This window comes from Janthinobacterium saanense, from assembly GCF_014200675.1.
GTDB lineage: Bacteria > Pseudomonadota > Gammaproteobacteria > Burkholderiales > Burkholderiaceae_D > Janthinobacterium.
The window spans coordinates 226581-241667 of record NZ_JACHCI010000002.1; the positions used below are offsets into that span (position 1 = coordinate 226581).

Here is a 15087-nt window from a genome sequence, read left to right on the forward strand (position 1 = left end):
TCTGCCAATCCGATTAGATCTCGCTGAATTTTTAAATTTATGAGGATGTTTATACTGAGCGAATCAATGAGCGATAATGAAGGGGGATTTCTATACTGTAATTTTTTTAGAGATTCTAAAATTTATAGTTCAAGCCCTATCAAAGTCTTAAACATGGTTTCAATCGATCAGCGCTACTGATACAGATCTGCTTTCTAGTTGTTTCAATGGATACGTATCTCCATGCGAGCATCAATCAGAGCTGATATGGTCGTATAAATGCTTTACCTCGTCTTTGAGTTAATTGGCTGTATATCCTTTGTAAACTTCGAAAGTATCGTGATGAACTGATTGCAGAATTTTTTTCTGTCGTATAGATTCTTGATGCAGGGCAACCCGTAGCAAATAGGATTCCTATCCATTGATATTAAAGCCGGACACTTTCCAGCTATTGTCTTTCTCCAAGGTCGTCGTGACGGTTTCTTTCACGTCGGCCTTGTTTTCATACTGGCTCACGTAATCGATGATGACCTGGTCCGGGCCCGGCTTGCCGGCGGGCGCTTTTTGCAGCACGGCCGACTTGAACTTGCGCGACTTGAAATCGCCCAGCGGCCAATGCAGGGCTGTAATCAACATCTTCCAGCTTGATTTCGACATCTCGCTGCGCATGGAAGCGGCGCTGGTTTCCCAGCTTCCCGCATAATCTGCCGTATCGACGCGCTTGAGCCAGGCATCGGCCGATACCTTGGCGGCTGCAACGGCCGGGGATTCCTGGGCAATCACGGGTTGAGCGGCAAACACGGTGGCGGCGACGATCAGGGCAGACAGGGTTTTCATGGTGGCGATGGAAAATGTTGGTAATCTCACATATTATCTCGAAGGCAATGCCCAGCATAGTATTTTTAAAAGCAGATGTCGCCGCGTAGCATCATGCTGGTGGAAGGCCAGATGAACGCTAGCGTAGCAGATCAAAAAAACTCTGCGCGACCAGCTGTCCATTGACGATCAATTCCACCTGATGACGGCCGGCATAATGCGTGCGCGTCGTGAAGTCGCGGATCTGCTGCCTGCGCTCAAACGCAATATGCTGGCCAGGTTCCAAAGTCACTTCCTTGAGCTTGAAGACCTTGGCCGTGGTGGCCTGGTTTTGCCGCACATAGCCGATGCGGTGGTGTATCAGCAGCTTCTGCGGCCCGGGCGCGGTCGAGCTGAGCTGGCATGCCACAGTGAGGGTTTCGCCAAGAATGATCTGGCCCGGCGTCACCTCGAACTTGCCCACGATAATCTCGGGTGCGGTTTCCGCCCCCAGCATGGCCAACGCTTGCGGGTTGCCCTGTTTGAGCAGGGTGCGCAAGGCGTGGCGCACGATCCAGCGCGTGTGCGCGTTTTCCACGCCCCATAACGCCGCCCGTTCCAGTACCCAGGCAGGATGGCTCTTTGTCACATCGTTCAGATGATTGGCGACCGACTTGCGCACGTACAGGCTAGCGTCGGCGCGCAGATTGTCGAGGATGGGCGCGGCCAGTTCGGGCGACTGTTCGATCATGCGCAAACGGAATGACCAGGGCAAACGTGGCCGGCAGCCCTCGCATGCCAGCCGGCGCACCGCCGCATCGGCGTCCTGCGACCAGCCCTGCATGATGTCCAGCGCGCGTAAAGTATCGTCGCGCAGGAATGTGCGCACGGCGAACTCGGAAGTGCTGTAGCGCGTGAAGAATTTCAAGGCATCCATGGAGCGCTCGAAGGCATGGCGGCCATACTGGCTCACATAATCGGGCGCCACCAGCGAAACGAAACCGCTACCGAGCTTGGGCGCCGCTTCCATCAGCATGGGCAAGACCGCCTCGTAGCCATCCATGGCCAGGCTGGCTGCGACGATGGCCTCGCTGGCGCGGCGCACGCGCTGCATCAGGCTCAGTTGATCGAGGCCCTCGAGTGCGCAGGCAAGAAAGGCTGTGGCATCAAATGCGGGCGCGATCGCGGCCAGAGTGGCCGACAGGGTGCGCAATTGCTGTGCGCCCATCGATTGCTTGAGTGGCGTATTGGTAGATGTTGTCATGGTGACGCAGGGTTCGATTGCTGGGAGGCGTGAGTATGCTGCACGCTGCTGTCAGTTTCTGTCAGTAGCCAGCCATTCCATTTTCTGCACCTGGATATGCGGATGGCTGGCCAGCGGCTCCCATTCCGGCAAGAACACAAAACCCTGGTTGCGGTAAAACGCCGCCGCCCGTGCATTGTCTGCCGCCACATCGAGCACCAGCCGGCGATGGCCGCTTGCCATGGCGCGCTGCTTGACGGCATGGACCAGTTGCGCGGCCACGTCCATGCCCCGGTAAGCGGGATCGACCCACATGGCGATCAGCATGCATTCTTGCAGACTATTGACGACCTGCGCGGCGATGCCGACCGCCTGTTCGCCATGCCAGGCCAGGAAAAAGGTCCGCTGGGCCGAACTGCTGGCCCGTTGTTGCCACTCTTCATCGCCCTGGGCCGCCGCGCTGGCGTGGCTGACGCCAAACGCCGTCGGCGCGTCGAGCAGGGCGGCCAGGCGGATAGCTTTCAGCGCGCCCCAGTCGAGAGGAGCCGTGGGGCGGATGGTGATGCAAACTGTCAGGCTCATCAGCTTAGTGGGGCATCGTACCTGCACTGGCGGCGCCAGCGGCGAGCAAACGCAAGGTGGCGAGTGCACCAAGGAATAATTTTTTCATATTGCCTTCAAAGTTGTTCAGGTGAGGGGGCACTATCCAGTATCGCCAGAATATTTATTTTTAACAACTCCTTTTGTGCCTGATAGTAAAAGGAGTGGCAGAGAACAGACAGCAGGGCTCATGGCACGAACATTAACAATGTAACGCAATGTGTACAATCCGCAATAATAATTCCTTAGTGAAACATTTGTCTAATATGCTATTTTGGTAGATTGCCTCAAGATCAACGCGATCAGCAGTAGGGGCAGCACGACATGCAGCGTACCTATATTTATCACTCAAGGAAGAAAATGGATGTCAAGAATTTGCGCATCGGGCACAGGCTGAGCCTGAGCTTCGGTGTGGTGGCGGCGTTGCTGGCGATTATCGCTGCGCTGACCTTTGTGCGTATCGATGCGCTGGACCGCGATATCGATTCCACCAATAATTATCTGTACCCGAAAACCGTGCTGGCCACCCAGATCAAGGGCAAGGTCACGGAAGCCGTCATCAGCATGCGCAATGCCATGCTGCTGTCCGATCCGGCGCAGATCAAGCGTGAACTCGACAGCATAGAAACCGGCGCGAAAGTCATCGTAGCCTCCATAAACCAGCTGGAAAAGAGCGCCAGCACGGACGAAGACCGTCAGTTCATCACCAATCTGGCCCAGGTACGCGGCAAATTCGTGACGGCGCGCACCCGTTTTGCAGGACTGGTGCGCGAGCAGAAGGTCGACGAAGCCTACGCGGCCCTGTTCGATGAAGTGGGACCGACGCAGATGGCTTATTACGGCGTGCTCGACCAGCTGGTCGCGCATGAAGACAAGCTGATGCAGCAGTCCGGCAAACAGGCCATCGATAACGCCGCCAGCACCAAGCATCTGGTGCTGGCACTGACCTTCGCTGCCCTGGCCATCAGCGCTGTGGTGGCCTGGTATGCCACGCGTTCGATTACCGAACCACTGGCCAACGCCGTCGCCGTGGCCCGCAAGGTGGCCGATGGCGACCTGACCAGCGTCATCGTGTCCGATACCCGCGATGAAACGGGCCAATTGCTGCATTCCCTGAAGGATATGAACCAGGGCTTGCTGAATATCGTCAGCCAGGTGCGCGACGGCACGGGTGCGATTGCCACTGCCGCGGGCGAGATCGCGGACGGCAATGCCGATTTGTCCAGCCGTACGGAACAGCAAGCCAGTTCGCTGCAAGAAACGGCGGCGGCGATGGAAGAATTGACCACCACCGTACAGCAGAATGCCGACAACGCCGACCTGGCCAACAGCAAGGCGGCCAGCGCCTCCAAGGTGGCCGCTGCAGGTGGCCAGGTGGTGGGCGAAGTGGTCAAGACCATGTCGTCCATCAATGAGTCATCGCGCAAGATCGTCGACATCATCGGCGTGATCGACAGCATCGCTTTCCAGACCAATATCCTGGCCTTGAACGCCGCCGTGGAAGCGGCGCGCGCAGGCGAGGCGGGCAGGGGATTTGCGGTGGTCGCCACCGAAGTGCGCAGCCTGGCCCAGCGCTCGGCCGCCGCCGCGCGTGAAATCAAGGGGCTGATCGACGATTCCGTGGAAAAAGTCGGTTCGGGCACCCGTCTGGTGGAGAAGGCTGGCAGCACCATGGACGAGATCGTGCACAGCGTGCGGCAAGTAGCCGAAATCATTGCCGACATCAGCGCCGCCAGCCGCGAGCAGACGGTCGGCATCCAGCAAGTGAATCAGGCGATCACGCAAATGGATGAAGCCACCCAGCAAAACGCCGCCCTGGTCGAACAGGCGGCAGCCGCCTCGCAAGCCTTGCGCAGCGAAGCGGGCAATCTGGCGCAGGTGGTGAGTGCGTTCAAGCTGCAGCGTTTGGGAAGCTACGCTTGATAACATGACATTATAAAAAAAGGCCGGAATTTCCGGCCTTTTTTTATGGCTGCGACGCGGGATGTTCCGCCAGCGGCACAAACTGGCCGGTGGCTTCGTCGAGGGCATCGAGGGAGCCGTTCTCGATGTCATATACCCAGCCATGCAGGTTCAAGCGTTTTTGCGCGATGCCCAGCGCCACCGAGGGATGGGTGCGCAGGTTGTTCAGTTGCGCGATCACGTTGGCGCGCACCATGCCATCGATACGATGCTGTTCGGTCGGATGGTCGACCGATTCATTGATCATGCGCGCCGCATCGGCGTAGTGCAGCCAATGCTTGACCGCCGGCATATGATCCATGCAGGCGCAGGTGGCGATCGCCTTCATGGCGCCGCAATCGGAATGGCCGCAGATCACGATGTCGGTCACCTGCAGGGCGGCGACTGCATATTCCACGGTCGCGCTCACGCCGCCCGGCTCCGGGCCGAACGAGGGCACGATGTTGCCGGCGTTGCGGATCACGAAGAGCTCGCCAGGTTCGCGTTGCGTCACCAGTTCCGGCACCATGCGGCTGTCGGAGCAGGAAATGAACAGGGCCTTGGGTGTTTGGCCTGTGGCCAGGGTCTTGAACAGCTCCCGGCGTTCAGGGAAAACGTCTTTCTGGAAACGTAGAAATCCAGCAATAATATCGCGCATAAATCAAAAGAATAGTTATCTGACGCGGTATTGTCGCTGATTTTCTAGTGTCCATGTTGCTTTGATCAGCGTGTCATGGCGCGCCGCAGCACGTAGCTGAGGCCATCGACGGCAGCCACCATGAGCAGCATGGCAACAATGACGGTAGCGGCCGGCTGCATCTGGAACAGCGATAAATGGTATTTCAACATCTGCCCCAGGCCACCGGCGCCCACCACGCCCAGGATGGCGGCGGCGCGGATATTGTTTTCCCAGCGGTACAGGGTGTAGGACAGCATTTGCGGGCTGCACTGGGGCAAGGTGGCGTACAAAAAGGTTGCAGCCGGGCCGGCGCCATTGATGCGCAGGCTGGCGGCGGGCAGGGGCGGGCAGTTTTCAAAGGCATCGGCAAACAGCCGCCCCAGCACGCCCACCGTATGCAGCGCCAGCGCCAGGGTGCCGGCGAACGGACCCAGGCCGGCCGCGATCAGCAGGATGGACGCCCATACCAGTTCCGGTATCGAACGCAGCACATTCAATATGCCCCGCGTGGCATTGCGGGCCAGCTTGCCGAAACGCCCGCTGGCCGGTAAAGCCAGCAAGGCGCCCAGGATGGCGGCGATCATCGTGCCGATGGCCGACATGGCCAGGGTTTCAAAGGTGGCAGTGCCGACCTTGAGCAGGAAATTGGGTGACAGTTCGGGCGGCGCGAAGCCATGCAGGAAGTCGGCGGTGGTGCGGACGGCGTCGGCGCTGAAGAAGTCGCCCCATTTCAGGGGCAGGGTGGCAAAGCTGGCGATGACCAGCAGCAGCAAGCCGGCCAGCAAGGCCCAGGTGGACCAGTGCGTGCGGGGCGGGACGGGCAACAGAGGGTTCATGAGAGCCTCCTGCGCAGCATGGCCGAGACCGCATCGGCGCCCGCCACCAGCACCACGAACACCATCAGCATGGTGGCCAGTTCGTCGCCCGCCATCATCTTCATCGATTCATCCATGCGCTGGCCCAGGCCGCCTGCGCCGACGAAACCCATCACGACAGAGCCACGGATCGCGCATTCCCAGCGGTAGATCGTGTAGGACACCAGTTCGGCCGCCGCGTCGGGCAGCGCGCCATACAGCAGGGCGGCCAGGCGGCTGCTGCCATTGTTCAGCAAGGCGTTGCAGGCGGAGGCGTCTGATGATTCCAGGATTTCTGCGTAGACCTTGCCCAGCATGCCGCAATAAGTGAGGGCGATGGCGATCACGCCAGCCGTCGGCCCCAGGCCCACTATGCGCACCAGCAACAAGGCCCAGACCAGTTCCGGCACGCTGCGCAGCACCACCAGCAGGGTGCGCACGGCATGGCGCAAGGCAGCGGACCAGGGCGCCACCTTGCCGCTGCCCAGGCGTGAAATCGACAAACGCTCCGTCACCAGCAGGGTCAAAGGAATCGCACCCAGCATGGCCAGGGCCATGCCGGCCGTGGCCATGGCGATGGTTTCCCAGGTGGACGTGGCGACGATGGCCAGGAATTCGGCGCTGTGGGCGGGCGGCGCAAAGCTGGATAAAAATTGCCAGGTAGCCGACAGGCTTTGTGCATCCCATAGAATCCAGGGCTTGAATTCGGCTTGCACCAGCATCGGCCACAGCACGATCAGGACCACTGCGGTCGTGATCAGGCGGCCGCGCCAGGCCGGGTCACGCGGCATGGTCTTTGCTATTAACAATGCAGCCTCACGGCAGCGCCATCGGCATCGATTGTTGTAAAGGGGGAAGGAACATCGTCCTTGTTTTGGTACAAAGCGGCAATCATGCCATCGCTGACGTCAAGCCGGGCCGCGTCGAAGACGATTTTGCCATCGCGCAAACCGATAATGCGGGGAAAGCAGCTGCGGGCGATATCGACCTGGTGCAGGCTGCAGATCAATGTTGCATTGCGCGCCCTGGCTTCGTCTTGCAGCACGGCGATGGTTTGTAGCGCCAGGGTGGGGTCGAGTGCAGACAGCGGCTCGTCGACCAGGAACACTTCGGCGTTCGACACCAGCGCGCGCGCCATGCCGCAGCGCTGGCGTTCGCCGCCCGACAAGCGGTCCACGCGCGCATACAGTTTGTCCTGCAGATTGAATTTGCCGAGCGCCTCCCACGCGGCGCGCGGATCCAGCGGCACGAACAGCGAGCGGATGGCCGTCCACAAGCCCCATTGCGGCAAGCGGCCGGCCAGCACGGCATTGACCACCCGCTGGCGCGGCGGCAACGGCGGCGTTTGCGGCGCCAGGAACAGACGGGTACGCAAGGCGTGGCGTTCGGCGCTGCTTACTTGCCACGGTTGCACGCCAAGAATTTCCAGACTGCCTGAAGCTGGGCGCAGTGCGGCAGCCAGCGTATGCAGCAAGCTGGTCTTGCCCGCGCCCGACGGGCCGATCAGCGCGATCTGCTCGCCGGGCGCGACCGTCAGGTCCAGCTCGCGCAAGGCTAGCGCATTGGTGGCGGCGCCTGCGTGGTGGACGCTGAGTTTGTTAAGTTGGAATGTCATGCGGTGGGTGGGGGCCATTTACATTGATTAAGCCAGCGACAAAGAGCCGGGGGCAGTCCCGTCGGGACTGACCCCAGAATTGCACCTCTGGCTTTCTTACTTCAACAAGCCCGCATTGCGCGCGGCTGCTTCGATATCCTTGTAGTTCTCGGCCTTGGTCGGGATGAATTTGCTGGCGCGCTGCAGGTCGAGGATTTCCTTGCCTTCAGGCGTGGATGGGTTCAGTGCCAGGAATGCGTCCGTCAGCTTCTGGCGCACGGCGGGATTCATGTCGGCGCGCACGCTCCAGTTGTAATCGAAGTAGCCGGGCGTGGTGTAGAACACGCGCACTTTGCTAGGGTCAACCTTGTTGGACGACACCAGTTTTTCCCACACGGAGATATTCAGTGCACCCGCATCGACCTTGCCACCGGCGACAGCGGCCACGGTGGCGTCATGCGCGCCGGAAAACGCGATGCGTTTCAAATCGGTGTCCGGGTTGATCTTGGCGGACAGCAAGTAGTAGCGCGGCATCAAGTGGCCGGAAGTCGACGATTCAGAACCGAACGTGAAATTCTTGCCCTTCAAGTCAGCCAGCTTGTTGATGTCCTTGCTGGTGGTAATGAAGACGGACTGGAATTTGGTGTCTTCCTCGCGCTGCACCAGCGGCACGATCTTGCCGCCGCTGCGCTCATTGGCTTGCACGAAGGTAAAGCCGCCAAACCAGACCATGTCCAGCTTATGGTTGATCAAGCCTTCCACCGATGCCGCGTAGTCGGTCACGGGCGTAAATTCCACCTTCATGTTCAGCTTTTTTTCCAGGTAATTGCCCAGCGGCTTGAACTTGCGCTGCAATTCCGTCGGCGCTTCATCGGGGATGGCCGACACGCGCAGCACTTGCTGCGCCTGCGCCAGGCCGCAATGGATGGTCAAGGTGGTGGCCACGGTGACCAGGATGGCGGTAAATTTGGTAAAAGCACTCATGGTGTGTGTCTCTTTATTAGCTAATTAAAATACGGAAACCCCGGTACTGCCTTCAGCCATCTCGCCAATCACGGTCGCCTCGGCAAACCCTTCGGCGTGGAAGATCGCCAGCACTTGCTCGACGGCGTCCGGCGCGCAGGCCACCAGCAGCGGGCCGGCCGTTTGCGGATCGGTCAATATCGCCTTGTCGATAGCGTTCAAGCTGTCGTCCAGCTGCACTTGCGCGCCGTAACCTTGCCAGTTACGGTTGGATGCGCCCGTGATATTGCCGCTGTCTGCCAGTTGCCGCACTTGCGGCAGCAGCGGCACCTCCGCCAGATTGATGCGCGCCTGCAACTTGGCGCCGCGCGCCAGTTCCAGCGTGTGGCCCAGCAAGCCAAAGCCGGTCACGTCCGTCAGCGCATGCACGCCGTCCAGCAGGGCCAGTTTCTTGCCCGGGGTATTCAATTTGGTGGTGTTGTCGATCAGCGAGGCATAACCGCCGGCGTCGAGCGCATTCTTTTTCAGCGCGGCCGACAAGATGCCCACGCCGATAGGTTTGCCCAGCACCAGCTTGTCACCGGCGCGCGCGCCTGCATTGCGTTTCACTTGCGAAGGGTGCACCAGGCCCAGCACGACCAGGCCATAGATCGGTTCGACGGAATCGATGGTGTGGCCGCCCGCAATCGGGATACCGGCCTGGGCGCAGACGGTTTCGCCGCCTTTCAGTATCAGGCCGATGGTTTCCACGGGCAACTTGTTGATCGGCATGCCGACCAGGGCCAGCGCCATGATGGGCGTGCCACCCATGGCGTACACGTCGGAAATGGCGTTGGTGGCGGCGATGCGGCCAAAATCGAACGGGTCGTCAACGATGGGCATGAAGAAATCGGTAGTGGCGATCAGCGCCTGCTCGTCGTTGAGCTGGTAGACGGCCGCGTCATCGGACGTTTCTATGCCGACCAGCAATTCTTTCGGCAGGGGAAAGCCGCCGCTGCCTTTTAATATGTCGGCCAGCACGCCGGGCGCAATCTTGCAGCCGCAGCCGCCGCCATGGGCGAACTCGGTCAGGCGGATAGGGGTGTGTTGGGTTGTGGCGCTATCTGACATGGGAATTCCTGCGGATAAGGTATTCTAAAATTATTAACCCAAGAGCAAGGACTGGGGTCGGACCCTGAGGGTCCGACCCCGGCATTTCGCAGTTGGGGGTAATCAAGTTCACAGCCTGTTGCCGACGATAGCACATAATGCCGTCGCGGCAAGTTCAAAAGCTTGCTCTGAAATATCGTTCAAGACCAGCGGCGCGGCCTGTTCGTAGCGGCTGAAATTGCGCTTGATCGATTGTTGGTAAGCCGGATCGTAATGCTGGAGCAGCAGTTCTTCCACCAGTTCGGCCATGCGGCCAGCCAGGGCCAAGGTTTGCCAATGAGCGATTTTTTCGCGCCCATGCAGCTGCGTCAAATGGCCCAATTGCAGGTTCAGCTGCTCCGGATCGGCCACGAAATGGCTGTAATCATCGATCAGCAATTGCACGCGGTGGCGGGTATCGAGTTGCACGGCAGTACAGTCGGCGGCGCGCATTTTCTCCATCAGCGCGTCGGGCACGCGCAAGCGGCCCACTTTTTTGCTTTCCGATTCCACGAATACGGGTTGCGCCGGGTCGAAATGGCGCAATTGCTGCCACAAGCTGCTTTCAAACGCTTTTTGCGATGGCTGGTCCGCTTCGGGCAAGCCGCCCAGTACCGAGCCGCGGTGAGCGGCCAGGTGTTCCAGGTCGATCACTTGCGCGCCTTGCCGGTCCAGCACTTGCAGCAAACGGCTCTTGCCGCTGCCGGTGGGGCCGCACAGCACGTTGATGAAGTCAAACTTCGCGGGCAGTTCGGCCAGTTCGGCGTTCACATGGCGCCGGTATTGCTTGTAGCCGCCATCGAGCTGGGTCACGGGCCAGCCTATGCGCGCCAGGATATGCACCATGGCGCCACTGCGGTTGCCGCCGCGCCAGCAATACACGAGCGGCGTCCAGTCGTGTGCGTGGCCCAGGAAATGCTCTTCGATATGGCGCGCGATATTGGCGGCGATCAGCGCCGCGCCCAGTTTCTTTGCCTCGAAGGCGCTGGTCTGCTTGTACAGGGTGCCCACGCGCACGCGTTCTTCGTCATTGAGCACGGGCAAGTTGATGGCGCCCGGAAGATGGTCTTCGGCAAATTCGGAAGGGCTGCGCACATCGATGATGGCATCGAAGGCGCCCAGGCGCGGCAGGATCTCGCCAAACGGCAAGATGGCTGGATATTTCATTGTGGCAAAGTTGACAGGACGTGGGCGCCTATTATCCCCGATAAACGTCGCTGGCGTGCGCCTGTCACTTTGCTTCCTGAAAACTGTTGAAGAATCGCAGCAGGCTATGCGGCGCTTCGTCGCCGAAGCACATGGCGAACAGTCGTGCGGACTCTTCGGATGCTTGCGCGCTGCGCAGGAACAGCGCGGTTTCATAGACCAGCAGCGCCGCTTCCACGTCGCCGGGGTGGGCGGCAATCGCTAGTGCCAGCTCGGCGCCGTCATACATGGCCAGGTTGGCGCCTTCGCCGGATGGCGCCATCAAATGCGCCGCATCGCCCAGCAGGGTGACGCCAGCCACGCGCTGCCAGCGGTGCTCGACGGGCAGGGTATGCAGGGCGCGCAGCACGGGCGTGGTGCCGCCATCGGTGATCAGGGCGGTCAGCGCTGGCGCCCAGCCGTCAAACTCTGCCGCCACGCGGGCCAGGGCCGCCGCATCGCTGAAATCGCTGCCGGTGAACCACTCTTGCGGTTTGCTCAAGGCCACATAGGTGTGCAGCAAGCCATCGGGTTCGCGGTGGGCCAGTATGCCTTTACCGGGCGCCAATGCAAACAGGGCGCCGCCGCCCACGGCCACGGCGCTGGCCGGGTGATGGTTGTCGCTGTCGTACAGATAGGTTTCAACAAACGAGGTGCCGGTGTACACCGGTTTCGCCTCGGAAACTAATGGACGGACTTTGGACCAGGCGCCGTCCGCGCCGACCAGCAAGCCGGTGGTGACTGTCGTGCCATCGGCAAAGTGCAAGCTATGTTGTCCGCCATCGAGCGTGTTGACGGCCGTCAGCTTATGGCCCCAGCGTACCGTGCCTTCAGGCAAGGACTCGAGCAGGATGCGGCGCAGCTCGCCTCGTTGCACTTCAGGCCGGCCACCGGTGCCATCGTCTGCCTGCTCGAACAGGACTTCGCCCTGGCTGCCCAGCATGCGGGTGGCTTGTCCACCTTCATGGATGAGGGCGCGGAAGGTGTCGTACAGGCCAGCGGCCTTGAGCGCCAGTTGCCCGTTGTAATCGTGAATATCGAGCATGCCGCCCTGGCTGCGCGCCTTGGCCGAGGCTTCTGCCTCGTAGACCGTGGCGGCGATGCCGTGTACGTGGAGGACGCGGGCCAGCATCAAGCCGCCCAGGCCCGCGCCGATGATGGCGATAGAAGTATGCATGGTGTTTCCTTTGAGGAAAGTCATAAAAATGTAATGGAACATTGTTCCATTCAGATTTTGCGCCTGGCCGTCATCTGTGTCAAGATAAGTCATGACTGAAAATGTAACGAAAAATTCAAGACGCGCCTCAAGAGGGGAAGCAGCCTTATCGCGCGACACCATCATCGATGCGGCCATCGCATTGCTCGATAGCAGTGGCGAGAACGGCCTGACCTTCCGCGCGCTGGCAGCGAAACTGGCCACGGGCGCCGGGGCGATTTACTGGCATGTGGCCGACAAGGATGCCTTGTTTACGGCTGCCTCCGATGTGATCGTGGCCCGTACTATGGGCGTTTCCTTGCCTGATGCCACGCCGCAGCAACATATCCAGACCCTGGCGTTGGCCATGTTCGAGGCCATGGATGCGCATCCGTGGCTGGGCTCGGCCTTGTCACGCGCGCCGGGCCAACTGCCCACGATCCGTATCCTGGAACGGCTGGGCCAGCAAGTGGCGGCGCTGGGCGTGCCGGGTGGCCAGCAATGGGGGGCGGCCTGTACCTTGTTGAATTATCTGCTGGGCGTCGGTGGCCAGAATGCGGCAAATGCCTCGATAGCCCAGGTCCAGGACCTGGAACGAGAGCATTTCCTGCAAACCATGGCGAGCACCTGGTCGCAGCTCGATGCGCAAGAGTATCCGTTTACCCGCAGCATGGCCGGCAAATTACGCGAGCATGACGACCGGGCAGACTTTCTGGCAGGGATCGATCTGATCGTGCGGGGCATAACGGCGTCAGCCCAATAGCCGTCCCAGCAAGGGCCCCAGCAGCGGCGACAGCAGCACCGTGACGATGCCGGAAAAAATCATCGTCAGGCTGGCCACCGCGCCTTCTTCGCCACCCACCTTGTTTGCTACCGATAAACCGAAACCATGCGCGGCCGCCCCGTATGGCGCACCACGGGCAATGCGCATGCGCAAGGGCAGCAGTTGCAGCAGCGGCCTGCCGAGCAGCAAGCCGAACAGTCCCGTGATGATCACGAAGACGCCCGTCAACTGGCTGGAGCCGCCCATATGGCGCGACGCTTCCAGCGCGAATGGGGTCGACACGGAGCGGGCCAGCAAGCTGCGCGCCATGCTGCCGTGCAAGCCCAGCAGATGGTCCAGCAGCACGGTGGCAAGCAGCGAGGCAGCGATGCCCGCCAGGCTGCCCAGCGACAGGGCCAGCCAGTGCTTGCGGATCAGCTTGCGTTCCTGATACAGGGGCAGGGCAAACGCCACCGTAGCCGGACCGAGCAGCCACGACAGCCACTGCGTTTCGCCAAAATAGGTGGTAAACGGGGTCGACGTCAGGGCCAGGATGGCGATCAGGATGGCCGAAGTACAAATGGCTGGCGTCAGCAGAAAGTGCGGATGACGCCGGTGCAAGGACTGGTTGGCGTAAAACAGGACCAGGGTCAGCAGCAAAAATATCAGTGGCAGCACAGCGCTCATGCAGCCCTCCGCGCGGCGCGCTGGCGGCGCAGCATGGTCAGCCTCCGCTGCCGTTCATAGCGGCACACGTGCTCCACAGTCCAGGCCGTGGCCAGCAAGACGCAGATGAAACCGAGGCCGATATCGAGCAGCAAGCTCAAGCCCTGGTCTTTCAGCAACTGGGTAAATTGCACTACCGACACCACCAAAGGGATAAAAAACAGCAGCATGTTCGCCAGCAGCCAGTTGGCGCCCCGTTCCACGCTGGCCGGGCGCACCTTGCCCGACAGTAGCAAGGCCACCAGTACGAACAGGCCCACCACGCCGCCGGACAAGGGTAAATGCACAGCATTGACGGCACGGTCCGCCAGCCACCAGACCACGCTCAGCAGCCCCACTTGCCATAGCGTTTGCAAGGGCGCCCATGCGTGGAAGGCGCGGGCGGAATACGGCAGGGAAGACACAGGGGCTTTCAAGACAGGCTTTCAGGAGGGCGAAAATGGCATTGTAGGGGCCACGCATCGAAAGATAAAATGACTTAAAATCATGCATATCATTCGATATTGGAATGCATCATGGATATACGCTCCTTGCGCTACTTCGTTGAAGTGGTCGAACAAGCCAGTTTTACGCGCGCCGCGGCCAGGCTGCACGTCACGCAACCGACTGTCAGCAAGATGATTGCGCAGCTGGAACAGTCGCTGGGCCTGGACTTGCTGGACCGCCAGGGCAAGCGTTTTACCTTGACGGATGCGGGCAGGGTGGTGCTGTCGCGCGCCCATGCCCTGCTGGCCCTGCATGCGGAACTGGGCGTGGAATTGCGCGACCTGCAACAGATGGAACGCGGTGAGTTGTGCATAGGCGTATCACCGCAGACGCATTCGGTGATGGCGCCCTGGCTGGCTGAATATCACCGGCGTTATCCACGCATCGAGCTCAAAATGTATGAAAGCGGCTCGCAGGCGATCGAGCGTGAATTGCGCAAGGGCGTCATCGAGCTGGGCACCATGCTCGATTACGCGGGCAATGCCGGCATCTGGCAAGATTTCGAAGCGCTGCCGCTGGTGCGCTCGCCCTTGTGCCTGCTGGCACCGCTGGAGTCTCCCTGGCGCGGCCGGCAGACAGTTGCCATGGCCGAACTGGCTGACAGTCCCTTTGTATTTTATGGCGATTCCTACGCCCTCAATGATGTGGTGCTGGCCGCTTGCCAGCAAGCAGGTTTTACGCCACGCATTGCCGGCCGCAGCGGCCAGTGGGATTTTATTGCCTCGCTGGTGCGCCTGGGCGTGGGTGTCTGTCTGCTGCCGAAAACCTTTTGCGACACCCTCGATGCGCGCCAGTTTGCCATCGTGCCCCTGGCCGAACCGGTGCTGGAATGGAACTTGATGCTGGCCTGGCGCCGTGGCGGCCGGCTGTCGTTTGCGGCCCGCGCCTGGGTTGAACTACTGCAATCGCACATGGCGCACGCCGCCCGCTTACAATAGGCGCTTCTCCACTTTTTG

16 protein-coding genes are annotated in these 15087 nt (G+C 60.5%); 3 read left to right on the forward strand and 13 right to left on the reverse strand.

The genetic code is table 11. The annotated features are described in order from the left end of the window. Positions 1 to 393 precede the first annotated feature (393 nt). The 3 genes from HDE72_RS03825 to HDE72_RS03835 all read right to left on the reverse strand — a co-directional run bounded on the left by HDE72_RS03825 (position 394) and on the right by HDE72_RS03835 (position 2599). Positions 394 to 846 (reverse strand): DUF4019 domain-containing protein, encoded by a 453-nt coding sequence (locus HDE72_RS03825; RefSeq protein WP_183737402.1) that lies wholly within the window; start codon positions 844 to 846, stop codon positions 394 to 396. An 88-nt stretch (positions 847 to 934) separates the two neighbouring features. Further along, entirely contained in the window at positions 935 to 2038 is a 1104-nt protein-coding gene (locus tag HDE72_RS03830) for a DNA alkylation repair protein (protein ID WP_183737403.1), read from the reverse strand. Positions 2039 to 2089: 51 nt separating this feature from the next. Next, positions 2090 to 2599 (reverse strand): GNAT family N-acetyltransferase, encoded by a 510-nt coding sequence (locus HDE72_RS03835; RefSeq protein WP_183737404.1) that lies wholly within the window; start codon positions 2597 to 2599, stop codon positions 2090 to 2092. Positions 2600 to 2977: 378 nt separating this feature from the next. On the opposite strand from HDE72_RS03835, the gene HDE72_RS27945 reads away from it, so the two are divergent. Further along, entirely contained in the window at positions 2978 to 4540 is a 1563-nt protein-coding gene (locus HDE72_RS27945) for a methyl-accepting chemotaxis protein (protein ID WP_183737405.1), read from the forward strand. 43 nt (positions 4541 to 4583) lie between these two features. On the opposite strand, the gene HDE72_RS03845 is transcribed toward HDE72_RS27945, so the two are convergent. The 8 genes from HDE72_RS03845 to HDE72_RS03880 all read right to left on the reverse strand — a co-directional run bounded on the left by HDE72_RS03845 (position 4584) and on the right by HDE72_RS03880 (position 12138). Next, complete coding sequence (locus HDE72_RS03845; RefSeq protein WP_183737406.1) at positions 4584 to 5216, reverse strand: carbonic anhydrase; 633 nt, start codon at positions 5214 to 5216, stop codon at positions 4584 to 4586. A gap of 65 nt (positions 5217 to 5281) precedes the next feature. Beyond that, positions 5282 to 6073 (reverse strand): phosphonate ABC transporter, permease protein PhnE, encoded by a 792-nt coding sequence (phnE, locus tag HDE72_RS03850; RefSeq protein ID WP_183737407.1) that lies wholly within the window; start codon positions 6071 to 6073, stop codon positions 5282 to 5284. After that, positions 6070 to 6882, reverse strand: a complete 813-nt coding sequence (locus HDE72_RS03855; RefSeq protein WP_183737408.1) for a PhnE/PtxC family ABC transporter permease — start codon at positions 6880 to 6882, stop codon at positions 6070 to 6072. Before HDE72_RS03855 ends, phnE begins: the two co-directional genes overlap by 4 nt. A gap of 11 nt (positions 6883 to 6893) precedes the next feature. Further along, positions 6894 to 7706: a phosphonate ABC transporter ATP-binding protein gene (locus tag HDE72_RS03860; protein WP_183737409.1), complete on the reverse strand. Its 813-nt coding sequence runs from the start codon at positions 7704 to 7706 to the stop codon at positions 6894 to 6896. Positions 7707 to 7802: 96 nt separating this feature from the next. Further along, on the reverse strand, positions 7803 to 8669 hold the full coding sequence (locus HDE72_RS03865) for a putative selenate ABC transporter substrate-binding protein (RefSeq protein ID WP_183737410.1): 867 nt from the start codon (positions 8667 to 8669) through the stop codon (positions 7803 to 7805). A gap of 24 nt (positions 8670 to 8693) precedes the next feature. Next, on the reverse strand, positions 8694 to 9758 hold the full coding sequence (selD, locus tag HDE72_RS03870) for a selenide, water dikinase SelD (protein WP_183737411.1): 1065 nt from the start codon (positions 9756 to 9758) through the stop codon (positions 8694 to 8696). A 108-nt stretch (positions 9759 to 9866) separates the two neighbouring features. Then, a complete protein-coding gene (gene mnmH, locus HDE72_RS03875) occupies positions 9867 to 10943 on the reverse strand; it encodes a tRNA 2-selenouridine(34) synthase MnmH (RefSeq protein ID WP_183737412.1) in 1077 nt (358 codons plus the stop codon). Positions 10944 to 11007: 64 nt separating this feature from the next. Then, a complete protein-coding gene (locus tag HDE72_RS03880) occupies positions 11008 to 12138 on the reverse strand; it encodes an FAD-dependent oxidoreductase (protein ID WP_183737413.1) in 1131 nt (376 codons plus the stop codon). A 91-nt stretch (positions 12139 to 12229) separates the two neighbouring features. Between HDE72_RS03880 and HDE72_RS03885 the strand changes: the two genes are divergently transcribed. Continuing rightward, positions 12230 to 12919: a TetR/AcrR family transcriptional regulator gene (locus HDE72_RS03885; protein ID WP_183737414.1), complete on the forward strand. Its 690-nt coding sequence runs from the start codon at positions 12230 to 12232 to the stop codon at positions 12917 to 12919. Here HDE72_RS03885 and HDE72_RS03890 read toward each other — a convergent pair. Both HDE72_RS03890 and HDE72_RS03895 read right to left on the reverse strand, forming a co-directional pair. After that, positions 12908 to 13606: an LrgB family protein gene (locus HDE72_RS03890; protein WP_183737415.1), complete on the reverse strand. Its 699-nt coding sequence runs from the start codon at positions 13604 to 13606 to the stop codon at positions 12908 to 12910. The genes HDE72_RS03885 and HDE72_RS03890 overlap by 12 nt on opposite strands. Continuing rightward, positions 13603 to 14061: a CidA/LrgA family protein gene (locus HDE72_RS03895; protein WP_260176478.1), complete on the reverse strand. Its 459-nt coding sequence runs from the start codon at positions 14059 to 14061 to the stop codon at positions 13603 to 13605. Before HDE72_RS03895 ends, HDE72_RS03890 begins: the two co-directional genes overlap by 4 nt. A 99-nt stretch (positions 14062 to 14160) precedes the next feature. Here HDE72_RS03895 and HDE72_RS03900 point away from each other — a divergent pair, with 99 nt between their 5' ends. Further along, entirely contained in the window at positions 14161 to 15069 is a 909-nt protein-coding gene (locus tag HDE72_RS03900) for a LysR family transcriptional regulator (protein ID WP_183737416.1), read from the forward strand. The last annotated feature ends 18 nt before the right edge of the window (positions 15070 to 15087 follow it).